This is a genomic window from Streptomyces sp. NPDC001020 (genome assembly GCF_053599115.1).
The window spans coordinates 1-15,130 of sequence record NZ_JBSFLQ010000006.1 but is presented as its reverse complement, the minus strand read 5'-3'; the positions used below and the strand labels follow the sequence as shown (position 1 = coordinate 15,130).

Genomic DNA, 15,130 nt, shown 5'->3' with positions numbered 1-15,130 from the left:
CCTGCCTCTGGTTCGGCCACCGCGTTCGTGGAACGGCCGCAGGTCGTACACAGTGCGAGAGCCAGGAGAGGTGCCGGCGCGTAAGTTACGGGCGCCGTCTACCTGGTACGTTGCGGCGCCGAACGTATGCCTTCGCCACCCCCGAATCCCGCCCACTACCGGGCTGCGTCCGCGCGCTGCAGACGGAGTGTCAGGATCTGGAAGGGCCGCAGCGCGACGGCCACCGCGTTGCCGTCGGTGACGGTCTCCTCGAGCGGTCGCTCCAGCAGATCGGTGACATGGGCGCCCGCGAGCGGGAAGCCCGTGCGCAGGGTGCCGGTGGCGCGTCCGCCGCGGGACTCGTACAAGCGCACCACGACATCACCCGATGCGTCGTCGGCGAGCTTCACCGCCTCGACGGTCACGCCCTCGCCGTCCACGGAGACGACCGGTTCCGGCGCGCCCGCCGCGTCCCCGACACGCAGCGGCAGGTTGAGGGCGTAGCCCTCCGCGAGGGCGTCCTCGATACTCGCGCCGGGGAGCAGGGAGTACGTGAAGTGGTGCCTGCCCTGGTCCGCGCCGGGGTCCGGGATCCGCGGGGCGCGGACCAGGCTGAGGCGGATCGTGGTCGTCGTCCCTCCGTCTGCGCGCACCGTCCGGGAGACGTCGTGGCCGTATGTGGAGTCGTTGATGACCGCGACGCCGTAACCGGGTTCACCGATGTGCACCCAGCGGTGGCCGGAGACCTCGAAGCGGGCGGCCTCCCAACTGGTGTTGATGTGGGTGGGTCGCTGGACATGGCCGAACTGGATCTCCGCGGAGGAGTGGGGTGCCCGGATGTCCACCGGGAAGCCGGCCTTGAGGATCTTCTCGGCCTCGTGCCAGTCGATGTCGGTCTCGATGTCGATACGGGGACTACCGGCACGGACGGTGATCGTCTGGCTGATCTTCGACCCGTTGCCGAAGCTCCGCTCCACGCGGATCGCGGCGGCCAGTGGGTGCTGTTCGGTCACCGTGACCGACTCCGCGTCCAGCAGGTCCGTGTAGCGGTTCCTGTAGTGCTTGTCGATGTCCCAGGCGTCCCAGTAGTTCGGGAGGTCGGTGTGCAGGCGCAGCAGGTTGCCCTTGCCGGCGAGGACTTCGCGTCCGTCGGCGCGCAGGTCACGTACGGAGGCGAGTGTGCCGTCCTCGTCCACCTCCACCCGGACCAGCCCGTTGTCGAGGACGCGGCCGGTGACGGTCACCGGCCGCGGGGGCTCGGCGGCGGCCAGGGGCGCGCTGCCGCTCGCGGGCACCTCTACGTACACCGGCGCGCCCTCGGCCGTACGGACCACCTCGGCACGGTCGTACGGGCTCGTGTTGAAGACCCGGGTCCCGCCCGCGCCCAGCGCGCCGACCGCCTCGGCCGTCAGCTCCTCCAACTCAAGCGCCACACGCGCGTATTCGGCCTCCGCCTCCCGGTGCACCCAGGCGATCGACGACCCCGGCAGGATGTCGTGGAACTGGTGCAGCAGGACCGTCTTCCACAGCCGGTCGAGCTTCCCGTACGGATAGGAGTAGCCGGGCGCGTGCACCGCGGCCGTCGTCGCCCACAGCTCGGCTTCACGGAGCCGGTGTTCCGAGCGGCGGTTGCCCTGCTTCGTGCGGGCCTGGGTCGTATAGGTGGCACGGTGCAGCTCCAGGTAAAGCTCACCGACCCACACCGGGGCGTCCGGGTACTCCTCGCGGGCCGCCTTGAAGAACGCGTCGGGGTGCTCGACGACGACCTTCGCGGAACCCTCCAGGTCCTTCAGGCGCCGGGCGCGTTCCATGATCTCGCGGGTGGGGCCGCCGCCGCCGTCGCCATGGCCGAAGGGCGCCAGGGATCGTGTGGCGCGGCCCTTGTCCCGATGGTTGCGCGCCGCGCGGGACATCTCCTCGCCGCTGAAGCGGGCGTTGTAGGTGTCGACCGGCGGGAAGTGGGTGAAGATGCGGGTGCCGTCGATGCCCTCCCACCAGAAGGTGTGGTGGGGGAACGTGTTGGTCTGGTTCCAGGAGATCTTCTGGGTCAGGAACCACTCGTTTCCGGCGAGCTTGGCGAGCTGCGGATAGGCCGCGTTGTAGCCGAAGGAGTCCGGCAGCCACACGCCTTTGGTCTCGATGCCGAGGTTCTCGATGAAGAACCGCTTGCCGTGGATGAGCTGCCGGGCGGTCGCCTCGCCGCCGGGCAGGTTGCCGTCGGCCTCGACCCACATACCGCCGACCGGCGCCCACTGGCCCTTCTTCACCGACTCCTGGATGCGGGCCCACACGCGCGGGTAGGTGTCCCGCACCCATTCGTACTGCTGGGCCTGGGAACAGGCGAAGACGAACTCCTGGTACTCGTCGGCGAGCGAGGTGACGTTGGAGAAGGTCCGGGACGTCTTGCGCTTGGTCTCGCGGATCGGCCAGAGCCAGGCGGAGTCGATGTGCGCGTGGCCGACGCCGGAGATCGTGTGGGCGCTGGCGTGCGCCGGCTTGGACAGGGTCGGCCCCAGCGCATCACGCACGTCCGCCGCCGAGCCGGAGACGTCGTCCAGGTCCAGCAGGTCGAGCGCCCGGTCGAGGGCGTACGTGATCTCGTGACGGCGCGGGTCGTGCTCGTCGAGTTCCACCATCAGTTCGCGCAGCACCTGGAGGTCCAGGTCGAGATGCCAGACCTGCTCGTCGAGGATCGCGATGTCAGCGCGCCGGAAGGTGTAGAGCGGCTTGTCGCCGGCCGTGAGCGGGTCACCGAGCGGGGTCGGGCGCGCGAACTCGTCCGCGAGGATGTCGGGATTGGATGCGGCCTCGACGAGGTAGTGGATCTCCTCGCCGCCGGCCGCCGGGTTGGCGATCGGCACGTACTGGTTGAGCGGGTTGACCGCTTTCAGGGGTGTCCCGTCCGTGAGGTGGACGAGGGCCTCCGCCTGGTTGCCCGGCCAGTCGCCCACGAAGCCGAGGTCGATGACGGCCTCGACACGCCTTCCAGCCCACTCGGCGGGGACCTGTCCGCGCACCCGGAACCAGGTCGTGCCCCAGGGCGGCCCCCACGGGGTGCCCATCGCGAAGGGCTCGTACGGCGCAGCGGCGGCCTCCGCGAACGGCACCGGCTCGCCCGGTGCCTGCCAGGCCTCGACCGTGCAGGGGACGGAGGCCGCGTAGATCGCAGGCTTGACGCGCTGGTGGTGGACGCGTGCGGCGCGTTCCTCGATCCGGCGGCGTTCGTCGTGCATGAGTGGGCCTCCTGACTTGGCTACTTGAGGTATCCGAGGCCGGGGTGGACGGCGGTGTAGCCGTCGACGAGCCGCCGGGCGACGTTGACGGAGTCGACGAGCGGGTGGAGTGCGAACGCCTTCACCGCCGTCGTGCGGGAGCCGGAGTCCGCCGCGGACAGCACCTCGCGCTCGACCGCCTTGACCGCGCACACCAGGCCGGTGGCGTGGCCGGGCAGCGGGTCGACGGTGACGGGGTGCGCGCCGCCTGCGTCCACCAGACAGGGGACTTCGATGACCGCATCCGGGTCCAGCACGGACAACGTGCCGCGGTTGCGCACGTTGAGGATCAGGGTGGTGCGCTCGTCGCGGGCGATGGCGCGCATCAGAGCGAGGGCCACCTTCTCGTAACCTCCGGAGAGATCGTCGACGTCGCGCTCGCCTGCCCCGGCCGTCTCCCGGTTCTCGGCCATGTATGTGGCCTCGCGCTCGGACCGGGTGCGGTCCCAGGTCGTCAGCGCGGCGGTGTCCGGACGCTTCATCTCCTCGTAGAAGCGTTCCTGCTGGTCGCGCAGGAAGGCGCCACGGGTCTTCTCCGCGTTCTGGTAGGCGCGTACGGCTTCCCGGTTGAAGTAGTAGTAGTGCAGGTACTCGTTGGGGATCGCGCCCAGGGACTGCAGCCATTCGACGCCGAAGAGTCTGCCCTCCTCGAAGGAGCCCAGCAGTTCCGGGTCGGCGAGCAGACGCGGGAGTTCGTCGCGTCCGCCCACGCGCAGGCCGCGCAACCAGCCAAGGTGGTTGAGGCCGGCGTAGTCGATCCACGCCTCGTTCGGGTTCGCGCCGAGCACACGGGCGACACGGCGGCCGAGTCCGACCGGGGAGTCGCAGATGCCGATGACGCGGTCGCCGAGGTGACGGGACATGGCCTCGGTGACAAGGCCCGCCGGATTGGTGAAGTTGATGACCCAGGCGTCGGGGGCGAGCCGGGCCACGCGCCGGGCGATGTCGACGGCGACCGGGACCGTGCGCAGGCCGTACGCGATGCCGCCCGCGCCGACCGTTTCCTGACCGAGCACGCCTTCCGCAAGGGCCACCAGTTCGTCGTCGGCCCGGCCCCGCAGACCACCGACGCGGATCGCGGAGAAGACGAAGTCGGCGCCGCGCAGCGCCTCGTCGAGGTTGGTCGTGGCGGTCACCTCGGGTGCGTCGGGCACGCCCGCCGCCTGCTCGGCCAGGACCCGGCTCACGGCGGACAGTCGCCCGGAGTCCAGGTCGTGCAGGACGACACGGGTGACACGGCCCTCGGCGCGGTCCCCGAGGAGCGCTCCGTACACGAGCGGTACCCGGAATCCGCCGCCGCCCAGAATCGTCAGCTTCACGCTTGTATCCTTCCCGCCACGATCGCCGCGACGCCCGCCTCCGGGAAGCAGGAGGCGGGCGGGTCGCCGCGTCCACGGGAGCGTCGGACGCCACGGGGCCAGGCTCTCGGGGCCTGGCGGCTACCGGGTGACGGGACCGACGACCACGGCCTGGCTGCCGGCGCCGTCCCCTTGAACGGGAAGGTTCACGGTCAGTGGCAGGGTGTGCGCGTGCGTCTCGTCGGGCGGGGTGATCACCGCGCTGGTGAAGGTCACACCGCTGCCGCCGGTTTTGTTCTGCGGCACCCTCAGGTCGAAGTTCGCGCTCCGGCCCGGGGCGAGGGTGACGGTCTTCGGGGTGTGGGCGGAGCGCCGGGCGCTCACTCGGCCGTCCTTGCCGACGAGGTCCAGTCCCGGGAAGCCGCGCAGGAAACAGGCGGCCGAGCCGGAGTTGGTGAGCCTGATGACGATGTGGCTGTAGTCGCCCTGGGCGTGGGAGGAGCCCTTGGCGAAGGTCAGGTTCGCGGTCTTGCAGGACGCTGCGGAGCGCGCGCCGGCACCGGGTCCTCCGGGCGTGCTGCCTGACCCCGAACTCGCCTTGGAGCTCGCGGAATTGCCCGGCGTGGTGGCTGTCGCTCCCGAACCTCCATCCGCCGAACCACTGCCCGCGCCCGTGGCGGATCCATCGGAGGAAACCGAGGCCGACGGAGCTGAGTTCGCCCCGTCGCCCTTGCCACCACCGTCGCCGTTGCTGTTGCAGGCGGTGAGCGAGAGCCCCGCCACGAGTGCGAGCGTGGCGACGGCCGACGTCTTGCGGGACTTCTGAACACGCATGTGATTCCCCCTGGTTGAGAGCGCGGATCCCGTTTCATGAGCCCGCCATGGAAAGTACACGCGAGATCATGGAGCGCAGTTGCGGCGCGCGAGGGGAATTCCCGTTCGCAATGTCACCCGCGCCGAGGGAACCTTTCGGTGGATTCGGACACGCGTCCATGGGCAGGGCCGTCAGGTGTGGGCGCGTGACAGCAACGAGGGCCGCACAACCACCGGTGGGCCTCGGCGGAAACCGGAACCCGGACGTGATCATCGTCGCTACCGCCTCGGAGGCCGCCGCGCGTGAGTACCTGGGGGCCGAGGGCGGGGGTACCCGGGCGGTATCGCCGAATCGGCCTCACCTCTGAGAGCGTGGCCGTCGCCAGGGAATCCCTGGCCGCCCTCCGCGGTTGATCCGACTGCAAGAAAGAAGATGATCACAGTGACCGAAACAACCGCAGCCGCGGAACCCCTGAAGCGCCTGCCCGAAGAGGGCATCGCCACGTTCGAAGTGGCATCGCAGGGCCTGCCGAAGGCCATGACGGCACCCTTGAGGAACAAGGAGGTCGAGGGGGAATGAACAGGAAGTTTCCCGAAGCAACGAGTCCGGCGGTGGAGGCGGCTGCTCGGGCAGCCGCTGTGGCCGAGGCCCCGGTGACAGAGGTTCCGGAGGCCGAGACCGTGACCCCGGAGACCGAGGCGCCCGCGGCCGGAAAGGCCAAGGCTCCGGAGGCCGGGCGGATCGCTGCTCCTGTGGTCGGAGAGGCCGACGGGTCGGTCCTCGCCTCCGCTTGGAGCAACCCCCTGCGTGACCCGCGTGACCGTCGTCTGCCCCGTATCGCCGGTCCCTCCGGCCTGGTCATCTTCGGCGTCACCGGGGATCTGTCCCGCAAGAAGCTGATGCCGGCGGTCTACGACCTGGCCAACCGTGGTCTGCTTCCGCCGGGCTTCTCCCTGATCGGCTTCGCCCGGCGTGACTGGGCGGACCAGAACTTCGCTCAGGTGGTGCACGACGCGGTGCGCGAGCACGCCCGTACGCCCTTCCGTGAGGAGGTCTGGCAGCAGCTCGCCGAGGGCATGCGGTTCATTCCGGGCACCTTCGACGACGACGAAGCGTTCGAACAACTGCGGGACACCGTCGATGAGTTGGACGTCTCCCGGGGCGCCAGTGGCAACTACGCCTTCTATCTCTCCGTACCGCCGAAGTTCTTCCCGAAGGTCGTGCGGCAGCTCAAGAGGCACGGGCTGGCAGACGCGCCCGAGGGTTCGTGGCGGCGCGCGGTCATCGAGAAGCCGTTCGGCCACGACTTGGCCAGCGCGCACGAGCTGAACGCCATCGTGCACGACGTGTTCGAGCCCGACCAGGTGTTCCGCATCGACCACTACCTCGGCAAGGAGACCGTCCAGAACATCCTGGCGCTCCGCTTCGCCAACCAGATGTACGAGCCGATATGGAACCGGTCGTATGTCGACCACGTGCAGATCACTATGGCCGAGGACATCGGCATCGGCGGCCGGGCCGGCTACTACGACGGCATCGGCGCCGCCCGGGACGTCATCCAGAACCATCTGCTCCAACTGATGGCCCTCACCGCCATGGAGGAGCCCATCGCCTTCGACGCCGAGGCGCTGGTCACCGAGAAGCTGAAGGTCCTCAAGTCGGTGAGGCTTCCGGAGGACCTCGGCAGCCATACCGTGCGCGGACAGTACGCGGTCGGCTGGCAGGGCGGCGAGCGGGTGGACGGCTACCTCCAGGAAGAGGGCATCGACACCGGGTCCACCACGGACACCTTCGCCGCGATCAAGCTCGGGATCGACAACCGCCGCTGGGCGGGCGTGCCCTTCTACCTGCGCACGGGCAAGCGCCTGGGCCGCCGGGTCACCGAGATCGCGGTGGTCTTCCAGCGTGCCCCGCACTCCCCCTTCGACACCACCGCCACCGAGGAACTCGGCGAGAACGCGATCGTCATCCGGGTGCAGCCCGACGAGGGCATGACAGTCCGCTTCGGATCGAAGGTGCCGGGTACCTCGATGGAGCTCCGGGACGTCACGATGGACTTCGCCTACGGCGAGTCGTTCACCGAGTCCAGCCCGGAGGCGTACGAGCGGCTGATCCTGGACGTACTACTCGGCGACGCCAACCTCTTCCCCCGCACCGAGGAGGTGGAGGAGTCCTGGAGGATCCTCGACCCTATCGAGGAGTACTGGACCGCCCACGGCAAGCCCGCGCAGTATCCCTCGGGCACCTGGGGTCCCAAGGAAGCCGACGAGATGCTCGCACGAGACGGACGGAGCTGGCGCAGGCCATGAAGATCGATCTGACCGACACCACGGCAAGCAAGATCAACAAGGCACTGGTGCAGGGGCGCCACGACCTCGGCACCCCAGCCGTGGGTATGGTCCTGACGATGGTCATCGCGACCGACGAGGAGAACGCGTACGACTCGATCAAGGCGGCCGAGGAAGCTTCGCGCGAGCACCCCTCGCGCACCCTGGTCGTCATCAAGCGACACTCCCGCACCTCGCGCGACCGCACACGGCCACACCTTGACGCCGAGGTCCGCCTGGGTGCGGACGCGGGTACCGGCGAGACGGTCGTGCTGCGGCTGTACGGCGAGGTGTCCGACCACGCCGACTCGGTGGTCCTGCCGCTGCTGCTGCCGGACGCGCCCGTCGTCGTGTGGTGGCCGGCGGACGCCCCGGACAACCCGTCCAAGGACCCGCTGGGCGCCCTCGCCCAGCGCCGGATCACCGACCTGTACGCCGTCGAGACCCCGTTGGCCGCGCTGGATGTCCGGGCCTCGTCGTACGCGCCGGGCGACACCGACCTGGCGTGGACCCGGCTGACGCCCTGGCGGTCGATGCTGGCCGCGGCGCTCGACCAGGCCCGTACGAAGGTGACCTCGGCGGCTGTCGAGAGCGAGGTCGACAATCCGAGCGCCGAGTTGCTGGCCCGCTGGCTGGAGGCCCGTCTCCGGGTACCCGTCGAGCGGGTCGTCACCGCCGGGCCGGTCGTCACGGCCGTCCGCCTGGGCACCGGGCAGGGTGAGATCGTCATCGACCGCCCCGAGGGCCCACTGGCCATGCTCACCCTGCCGGGCCAGCCCTCACGCACCATGGCGCTGAAGGTGCGCCCCACTTCCGAACTGATCGCCGAGGAGCTACGCCGCCTCGACGCGGACGAGATGTACGCCATCGCCCTGCGCGGCGCGGACTTCAAGGAGAACGTCAGCCATGTCTGACCGCCCCAGCCTCACCCACCGCCCTGAATGGACGGCCCTGGAGGACCACCGCGCGGGCACACTGCTGCACCCGAACCTGCGTGAGCTGTTCGACCGGGATCCCGAGCGCGCCGAGCGCTACACGGCGCGGGTCGGGGACCTGCTCATCGACTACTCCAAGCATCTGATCACCGACGAAACCCTCGCCCTGCTCCAGGAACTCGCCACCGCCGCCGATGTGTTCGGGCTCAGGGACGCCATGTTCCGCGGCGAGCGGATCAACGTCACCGAGAACCGAGCCGTCCTGCACACCGCGCTGCGCGCTCCGGCCGATGCCGTGATCGAGGTCGACGGCGAGAACGTGGTGCCCAAGGTCCACGCGGTGCTCGACAAGATGGCCGCCTTCGCGAACCGGGTCCGCTCGGGCGAGTGGACCGGCCATACCGGCGAGCGGATCCGCAATGTCGTCAACATCGGTATCGGTGGCTCCGACCTGGGTCCGGCGATGGCCTACGAGGCGCTGCGCGCCTTCACCGACCGCGATCTCACGGTCCGTTTCGTCTCCAATGTGGACGGCGCCGACCTGCACGAGGCCACACGCGATCTGGACCCGGCGGAGACGTTGTTCATCGTCGCCTCCAAGACGTTCACCACGATCGAGACCATCACGAACGCGACCTCGGCCCGCTCCTGGCTCCTTGCGGGCCTGAACAGCGAGAAGGCGGTCGCACGGCACTTCGTCGCCCTGTCGACCAACGCCGCGAAGGTCACCGAGTTCGGCATCGACCCCGACAACATGTTCGAGTTCTGGGACTGGGTCGGCGGACGGTACTCGTTCGACTCCGCCATCGGCCTGTCACTGATGATCGCGATCGGCCCCGAGCGGTTCCAGGAGATGCTCGACGGCTTCCGCCTCGTCGACGAGCACTTCCGCACCACGCCCGCTGAGTCCAACGCACCGCTGATCCTCGGACTGTTGGGGGTCTGGTACGGCAACTTCTTCGACGCTCAGTCGCATGCCGTGCTGCCTTACTCGCACTACCTGTCCAGGTTCACCGCCTATCTGCAGCAGCTGGACATGGAGTCCAACGGGAAGTCTGTGGACCGCTCGGGAAGCCCGGTCGAATGGCAGACCGGCCCGGTGGTGTGGGGCACGCCCGGCACCAACGGCCAGCACGCCTACTACCAGTTGCTGCACCAGGGGACCAGGCTGATCCCGGCCGACCTGATCGGCTTCGCCAACCCGGTCGATGAACTCAGCGGTGAACTCAAGGCGCAGCACGACCTGTTGATGGCCAACCTGTTCGCGCAGGGCCAGGCACTCGCCTTCGGCAAGACGAGCGCGGAGGTGCGTGCGGAGGGCGTACCGGAGGAGCAGGTACCCCACCGCACCTTCAAGGGCAACCACCCCACCACCACCATCCTCGCCGAGGAGCTGACCCCCTCGGTCCTCGGCCAGCTCATCGCCCTCTACGAGCACAAGGTGTTCGTCCAGGGCGCGATCTGGAACATCGACTCCTTCGACCAGTGGGGCGTCGAACTCGGCAAGGTCCTCGCCAAGCGCGTCGAACCCGCCCTCACCGACGGTACGGACGTGCCCGGTCTCGACCCCTCCACCGCAGCCCTCGTGGCCGCGTACCGCACGCTCAGGAGGAAGTGAGCAGACATGCAGATCGGACTCATCGGTCTTGGCAAGATGGGCGGCAACATGCGCGAGCGGATCCGCCGCGCGGGCCACACCGTCGTCGGCTACGACCGCAATCCCGACGTCTCCGACGTCAGCGGCCTGACCGAACTGGTCGAAAGGCTCGAAGGGCCGCGTGTGGTCTGGGTGATGGTTCCGGCCGGCGCCCCGACGCAGTCCGTCATCGACGAACTCGCCGACCTGCTGTCCCCCGGTGACACCGTGGTCGACGGCGGCAACTCCCGCTGGACCGACGACGAGAAGCACGCCAGGGAGTTGGGCGCGAAGGGCGTCGGCTTCGTCGACGCCGGAGTCTCCGGCGGCGTCTGGGGCCTCGAGAACGGCTACGCCCTCATGGTCGGCGGCGACAAGGAGCATGTCGACCGGCTCCAGCCGATCTTCGACGCGCTCAAGCCGGAGGGCCCGTACGGCTACGTCCACGCCGGCAAGGTCGGTTCCGGGCACTTCTCCAAGATGGTCCACAACGGCATCGAGTACGCGATGATGCAGGCCTACGCCGAGGGCTGGGAGCTGCTGGAGAAGGTCGACTCGGTGGAGAACGTCCGCGAGGTCTTCCGCTCCTGGCAGGAGGGCACGGTCATCCGTTCCTGGCTGCTGGACCTGGCGGTCGACGCCCTCGACGAGGACGAGCACCTGGACAAGCTGCGCGGCTATGCGCAGGACTCCGGCGAGGGCCGCTGGACCGTCGAGGCGGCCATCGACCACGCCGTGCCACTGCCGGCCATCACGGCGTCGCTGTTCGCCCGGTTCACCTCCCGGCAGGACGACTCCCCGCAGATGAAGATGATCGCCGCCCTGCGCAACCAGTTCGGCGGCCACGCGGTCGAGTCGGCCAAGGAGTAGGGACCCGCGCCGGTCCCCCTGAGCGCGGGCCGAGCGTGATCACGGAATGGCGCACGGCCGGAACTTTTGTGCCGTCTCGCAAGTTTGTCTCTACGTTGCTGTAGAAACGAGAGAGGTGACGGACCGCCGAACGGGGCGGCCCGCCTCGACAACGTAGGGAGTTCTCATGGCCCTGTGGGACCGCATCAAGGAATCCGCGTCGACGATGCAGACCCAGCTCGAGGCGAAGAAGAACGATCTGAAGAGCGGCGCCTTCCGCGACGCGAGCATGGCCATGTGCGCGCTCGTGGCGGCAGCGGACGGCACCGTGGATCCGTCCGAACGCCAGCGCGTGGCCCAGCTCATCGCCACCAACGAGGTGTTGCAGAACTTCCCGGCGGACGACCTGCGCCGCCGCTTCGAGGACAACCTGAACAAGCTGGCCGCCGACTTCGACTTCGGCAAGGTCAGCGTGCTGCAGGAGATCGGCAAGGCGAAGAAGAAGCCCGCCGAGGCGCGTGCCGTCATCCAGATCGGCATCGTCATCGGGGGCGCGGACGGGGACTTCGACAAGGACGAGCAGGCGGTCGTCCGCGAGGCGTGCTTCGCGCTCAACCTGCCGCCGCACGAGTTCGACCTCTGACGGCGACCTGACTCACGGAATCGGCGCAGCTCGCCTGGAGGCGGCAGCCGCGCTGCGGTGACGGTACGCCACTCCCACGCCCTGCGAACGCACGCGCGCGGGCGGCCCACGCATCATCGGGCCGCCCGCGTGGCCTTGAAGGCTGCCGGAGATCACTCACCCGGCAGGGGGAGGCGGATCGTCCGAGCGGTTGACGCCCCATCACGGCGGTCGATGCGACGTTCGGGGTATGGCTGGTGATGGACGGACGCTGGGGACTTTCTGGCATGTGTGTTGGCAGGGATGGCCGCGCTGGGTCAGCTGGGTGTCAGTGCTGTGGGCGGCGGTCTACGGCGCCTTCGGCCTCGCATGCGCACTGAGCGGGATACCGCTGTTCCAGGACGGCAGCATCCAAGGGGACGCCACGCTCGACTGGGCTGTCGTAGCGGTGGGCGCACTGGCGGCCCTGGTCTGCGGGGCGGCTTCGCCGGTTACGGCGTCGCGCTGACCATCGCGGCCCGCTCGTACTGGCTCCGAACCCGTCCGATCGATCACCTACCTCATTGTTGACCGCGGCTGGCCCGCCAGTCTGCTCACGGCCTTGTGGGATTGCCGTACACCCGCTCCACCGGAAGCCGCAGCACCAGGCGCCGGTCGCGGACCATGGCGGCGCGGTAGTCGTCCCAGTCGGGGTGCTCACCTGATACGTCGCGATAGAGCCGAATGAGTTCCTCGACCGTCTCGTCGTACGGGTCCTGCGCGACGGGCGAGAGGTCGGCCGTGCCCTCGGCGACCGTGTAGGCCCACCGGTCGGCGCTGGTCACGTGGTACGACGCCCGTGGGTCCCGGCGCAGATTGCGGGTCTTCGCGCGGTCGTCCGTGACCGAGACCCGGATGACACGCTCATCCGGGTAATAGGCATGGCTGACGTTCGACAGTTGCGGTCGGCCGTCGCGTTTGAGGGTGACGAGCACCCCACCGTGGCTCTCGGCAAGCAGTGTGAGCAGTGCGTTCTGCGTGGCGTCCTCGGTCATACACCCGTCAACTCATCTGACGAGGCCGCGTATTCCCTAGTAGACACTGTCTACGCACTACTGGTAGACAGTGTCTATGACTGATCCGGAGACAGGGCTGCGCGCCCGGCTGGTGGACGTCGGCGTCGACCTGGTGACCACTGAGGGTGTGCAGGCATTGACGTTGCGGGAGATCGCCCGGCGAGCGGGTGTCTCGCACGGCGCCCCCCGTCGCTACTTCCCCACCCACCTGGAGCTGCTGTCGGCCATCGCACGCCGCGGCTTCGCCGACCTCGCGTCGCGGGCGGCCGACGCGGTCGGAGACGGCACCGCGAGCCCCCGGGACCAGCTCGGTGCCCTGGGCCACGCCTATCTGGACTTCGCGCTCACTCACTGCGGCATGCATGAGTTGATGTTCCGTCATGACCTTCTGGCTAGTGACCACTTGGGTTTGCGGGATACGAGCCTTCCGTTGTTCTCCCTGCTGGTGGACCTGGTAGGCCGGGCCAGGCCGGACGCCGACGCGCGGCTTGTCGCAGGCTCTCTCCTCGCGAACCTGCACGGACTCGCCCAACTCTGGACCTGGGGGAGCCTCCAACTCACCACCGGAGCATCCGACTTCGCTCCCCTGCTGCGGAACGCGCTGGACGCACACCTCGGACCGGAACTCCGGTGATCTCGCACCGCGGGCTGACGCTCGCAAGCAGTGTGGTCGGCGCGGTCATCGTCGCTCTGGACGGCACGGTGCTCACTGTCGCACAGCCCGCCCTGCGACGGGATCTGCACGCCTCTCTGACCGAGGTGCAGTGGACGAGCACCGGCTATCTCATCGCGGTGGCGAGCCTGCTGGTCTTCGCCGGCCGCCTCGGCGACCGTCACGGCCATCGACGTGTGTTCGCCCTGGGCATGGCGGGTTTCGGCGCGGCCTCCGCCGGGATCGGATTGGCTCCCGGCATCGGCTGGGTGATCGGACTGCGGGTGGTCCAAGGGGTCTTCGGCGCCCTGCTGCAACCGGCGACGCTCGGCATGCTGCGGGCCGCGTATCCACCGGAGCGGCTGGCGATGCCGATCGCGTTGCGCACCAGCGCGATCGGGTTGGCGGCCGCGGCCGGCCCCCTGGTGGGCGGGGCTCTGGTCACCCCGTTCGGCTGGCGCGCCGTTTTCTTCCTCAACGTCGCACCGGCGCTGGTGATGAGCGTACTGATGGTGGTCGTACGCGGCCCGGAGCACACCCCGGCCGGGCGCCCGCCGTTGGACCTGCCGGGCGCCGGTCTGCTCGCGGCGGGCCTGGTGTGCCTGGTGTACGCGCTCACCTCCGTCGCGGACTCCGGCCGACCGACGGCACCGGTGGCGGCGCTGCTCGGGGCGGCGGTGGCCGGCTGCCTGTTCGTCCGGCACGAACGGCGCACCACGAGCCCGTTGCTGCCGGCGGACATGCTCGGCCGGTCGGCCGTCGGTTCAGCGCTCGGACTGCTGGTGGCCGTGTCGGCGGCGATGCTGGGGACGCTGTTCGTCAGCAGCTATGTCCTTCAGGACGTGCTGGGCCTCGACCCGTTGCGGACCGCGCTCCAGGCCCTGCCGGCGCCCGTGGCGATGGTGCTGGGCGCGCCCGTGTCGGCCGTCCTTGTACGCCGCTATGGTGCGCGCGGCACGGCCGGGACCGCAACGGTGTTCCTCGCACTGGGTGTTCTCGTGCTGTCCCGGCTCGGGCAGGGGTCCTCCCAGGTGTGGGCGGGAATGGGATTCCTGCTGGTGGGTGCCGGTTTCGGAACGGTGATGGTGACGGCGACCGCCGTCGTCGTCCGAGAGGTGCCCGTCGCATCGGCCGGGGTGGCAGGCGGACTGCAGCAGACCGCGCTGAACGTCGGCCCCACGGTGGGCGTGGCCGCCGCCGGCACGCTGATGACATGCACGAACGTGGCGTCCGGGCCCACGCTCGCGGTACTCGCCTGCGTGTGCCTGCTCGGCGTGCCGCTCGCCCTGCGGATGCCCGGCCGGCCCGGCCCCCGGGCCATTGCCGCGGACCAATCGGCCTTCTAGGGCGTGTTTCGAAAGTCCCGCCTGGCACGGCACTCCCCCAAGCTCTTCGAGCAGGGGGGACCCCCACGCCGCGTTGTCGGGATCGCCCGCGTACGCCCAGTACGAGGACGACCCTCCGCCTTGCGATCGCACGCACCAGACGCCGCGGGACCCGCCCTTCGGGCGGACGACGGGACTTTCGAAACACGCCCTAGAAGACTCATGAAGATCTTGTTGAGGGGCTGTCCGGCTGCAGGCCGGGCGGCCCCTCGGTCTATGCGGTGGCCGCGCTGATCGTCCAGGTGCTGCCTGCGCGGGTGAGTCCGAGGTTGATCAGTCGGCGGAGGTTGAGTGCGGCGGCTCGGG

13 protein-coding genes are annotated in these 15,130 nt (G+C 69.4%); 9 read left to right on the top strand and 4 right to left on the bottom strand.

Features of this window, described 5'->3' with window-relative positions; all coding sequences use genetic code 11:
- Window positions 1–155 precede the first annotated feature (155 nt).
- From ACWDEX_RS06955 to ACWDEX_RS06945, 3 genes are all read right to left on the bottom strand, one after another.
- Window positions 156–3,212 carry an alpha-mannosidase gene (locus ACWDEX_RS06955; protein WP_450462173.1) on the bottom strand — a complete coding sequence of 1,019 codons (3,057 nt, stop codon included), beginning with the start codon at window positions 3,210–3,212 and terminating at the stop codon, window positions 156–158.
- A 20-nt stretch (window positions 3,213–3,232) separates the two neighbouring features.
- On the bottom strand, window positions 3,233–4,570 hold the full coding sequence (locus ACWDEX_RS06950; RefSeq protein WP_450462172.1) for a 6-phospho-beta-glucosidase: 1,338 nt from the start codon (window positions 4,568–4,570) through the stop codon (window positions 3,233–3,235).
- A 120-nt stretch (window positions 4,571–4,690) separates the two neighbouring features.
- Window positions 4,691–5,383: a DUF4232 domain-containing protein gene (locus ACWDEX_RS06945; RefSeq protein ID WP_450462171.1), complete on the bottom strand. Its 693-nt coding sequence runs from the start codon at window positions 5,381–5,383 to the stop codon at window positions 4,691–4,693.
- Window positions 5,384–5,804: 421 nt separating this feature from the next.
- Here ACWDEX_RS06945 and ACWDEX_RS06940 point away from each other — a divergent pair, with 421 nt between their 5' ends.
- The 7 genes from ACWDEX_RS06940 (at window position 5,805) to ACWDEX_RS06910 (ending at window position 12,240) form a co-directional block, all read left to right on the top strand.
- Window positions 5,805–5,942 carry a hypothetical protein gene (locus tag ACWDEX_RS06940; protein ID WP_450462169.1) on the top strand — a complete coding sequence of 46 codons (138 nt, stop codon included), beginning with the start codon at window positions 5,805–5,807 and terminating at the stop codon, window positions 5,940–5,942.
- Entirely contained in the window at window positions 5,939–7,672 is a 1,734-nt protein-coding gene (gene zwf, locus ACWDEX_RS06935) for a glucose-6-phosphate dehydrogenase (protein WP_450462168.1), read from the top strand. Before ACWDEX_RS06940 ends, zwf begins: the two co-directional genes overlap by 4 nt.
- Window positions 7,669–8,604, top strand: coding sequence for a glucose-6-phosphate dehydrogenase assembly protein OpcA (opcA, locus tag ACWDEX_RS06930; RefSeq protein WP_450462167.1), 936 nt, complete (start codon window positions 7,669–7,671; stop codon window positions 8,602–8,604). The genes zwf and opcA overlap by 4 nt, the downstream gene beginning before the upstream one ends.
- Window positions 8,597–10,243: a glucose-6-phosphate isomerase gene (pgi, locus tag ACWDEX_RS06925; protein ID WP_450462166.1), complete on the top strand. Its 1,647-nt coding sequence runs from the start codon at window positions 8,597–8,599 to the stop codon at window positions 10,241–10,243. Before opcA ends, pgi begins: the two co-directional genes overlap by 8 nt.
- Window positions 10,244–10,249: 6 nt before the next feature.
- Window positions 10,250–11,131: a phosphogluconate dehydrogenase (NAD(+)-dependent, decarboxylating) gene (gene gnd, locus ACWDEX_RS06920; protein WP_450462165.1), complete on the top strand. Its 882-nt coding sequence runs from the start codon at window positions 10,250–10,252 to the stop codon at window positions 11,129–11,131.
- A gap of 166 nt (window positions 11,132–11,297) precedes the next feature.
- Entirely contained in the window at window positions 11,298–11,753 is a 456-nt protein-coding gene (locus ACWDEX_RS06915; protein ID WP_450462164.1) for a tellurite resistance TerB family protein, read from the top strand.
- A 304-nt stretch (window positions 11,754–12,057) separates the two neighbouring features.
- Window positions 12,058–12,240 carry a hypothetical protein gene (locus ACWDEX_RS06910; RefSeq protein WP_450462163.1) on the top strand — a complete coding sequence of 61 codons (183 nt, stop codon included), beginning with the start codon at window positions 12,058–12,060 and terminating at the stop codon, window positions 12,238–12,240.
- 85 nt (window positions 12,241–12,325) lie between these two features.
- Here the strand turns inward: ACWDEX_RS06910 and ACWDEX_RS06905 are convergent, their stop codons facing one another.
- Window positions 12,326–12,766: a PPOX class F420-dependent oxidoreductase gene (locus tag ACWDEX_RS06905; protein ID WP_450462161.1), complete on the bottom strand. Its 441-nt coding sequence runs from the start codon at window positions 12,764–12,766 to the stop codon at window positions 12,326–12,328.
- 76 nt (window positions 12,767–12,842) lie between these two features.
- Between ACWDEX_RS06905 and ACWDEX_RS06900 the strand changes: the two genes are divergently transcribed.
- Window positions 12,843–13,421, top strand: a complete 579-nt coding sequence (locus tag ACWDEX_RS06900; RefSeq protein WP_450462160.1) for a TetR/AcrR family transcriptional regulator — start codon at window positions 12,843–12,845, stop codon at window positions 13,419–13,421.
- Complete coding sequence (locus tag ACWDEX_RS06895) at window positions 13,418–14,785, top strand: MFS transporter (protein ID WP_450462159.1); 1,368 nt, start codon at window positions 13,418–13,420, stop codon at window positions 14,783–14,785. Before ACWDEX_RS06900 ends, ACWDEX_RS06895 begins: the two co-directional genes overlap by 4 nt.
- Window positions 14,786–15,130: the final 345 nt, after the last annotated feature.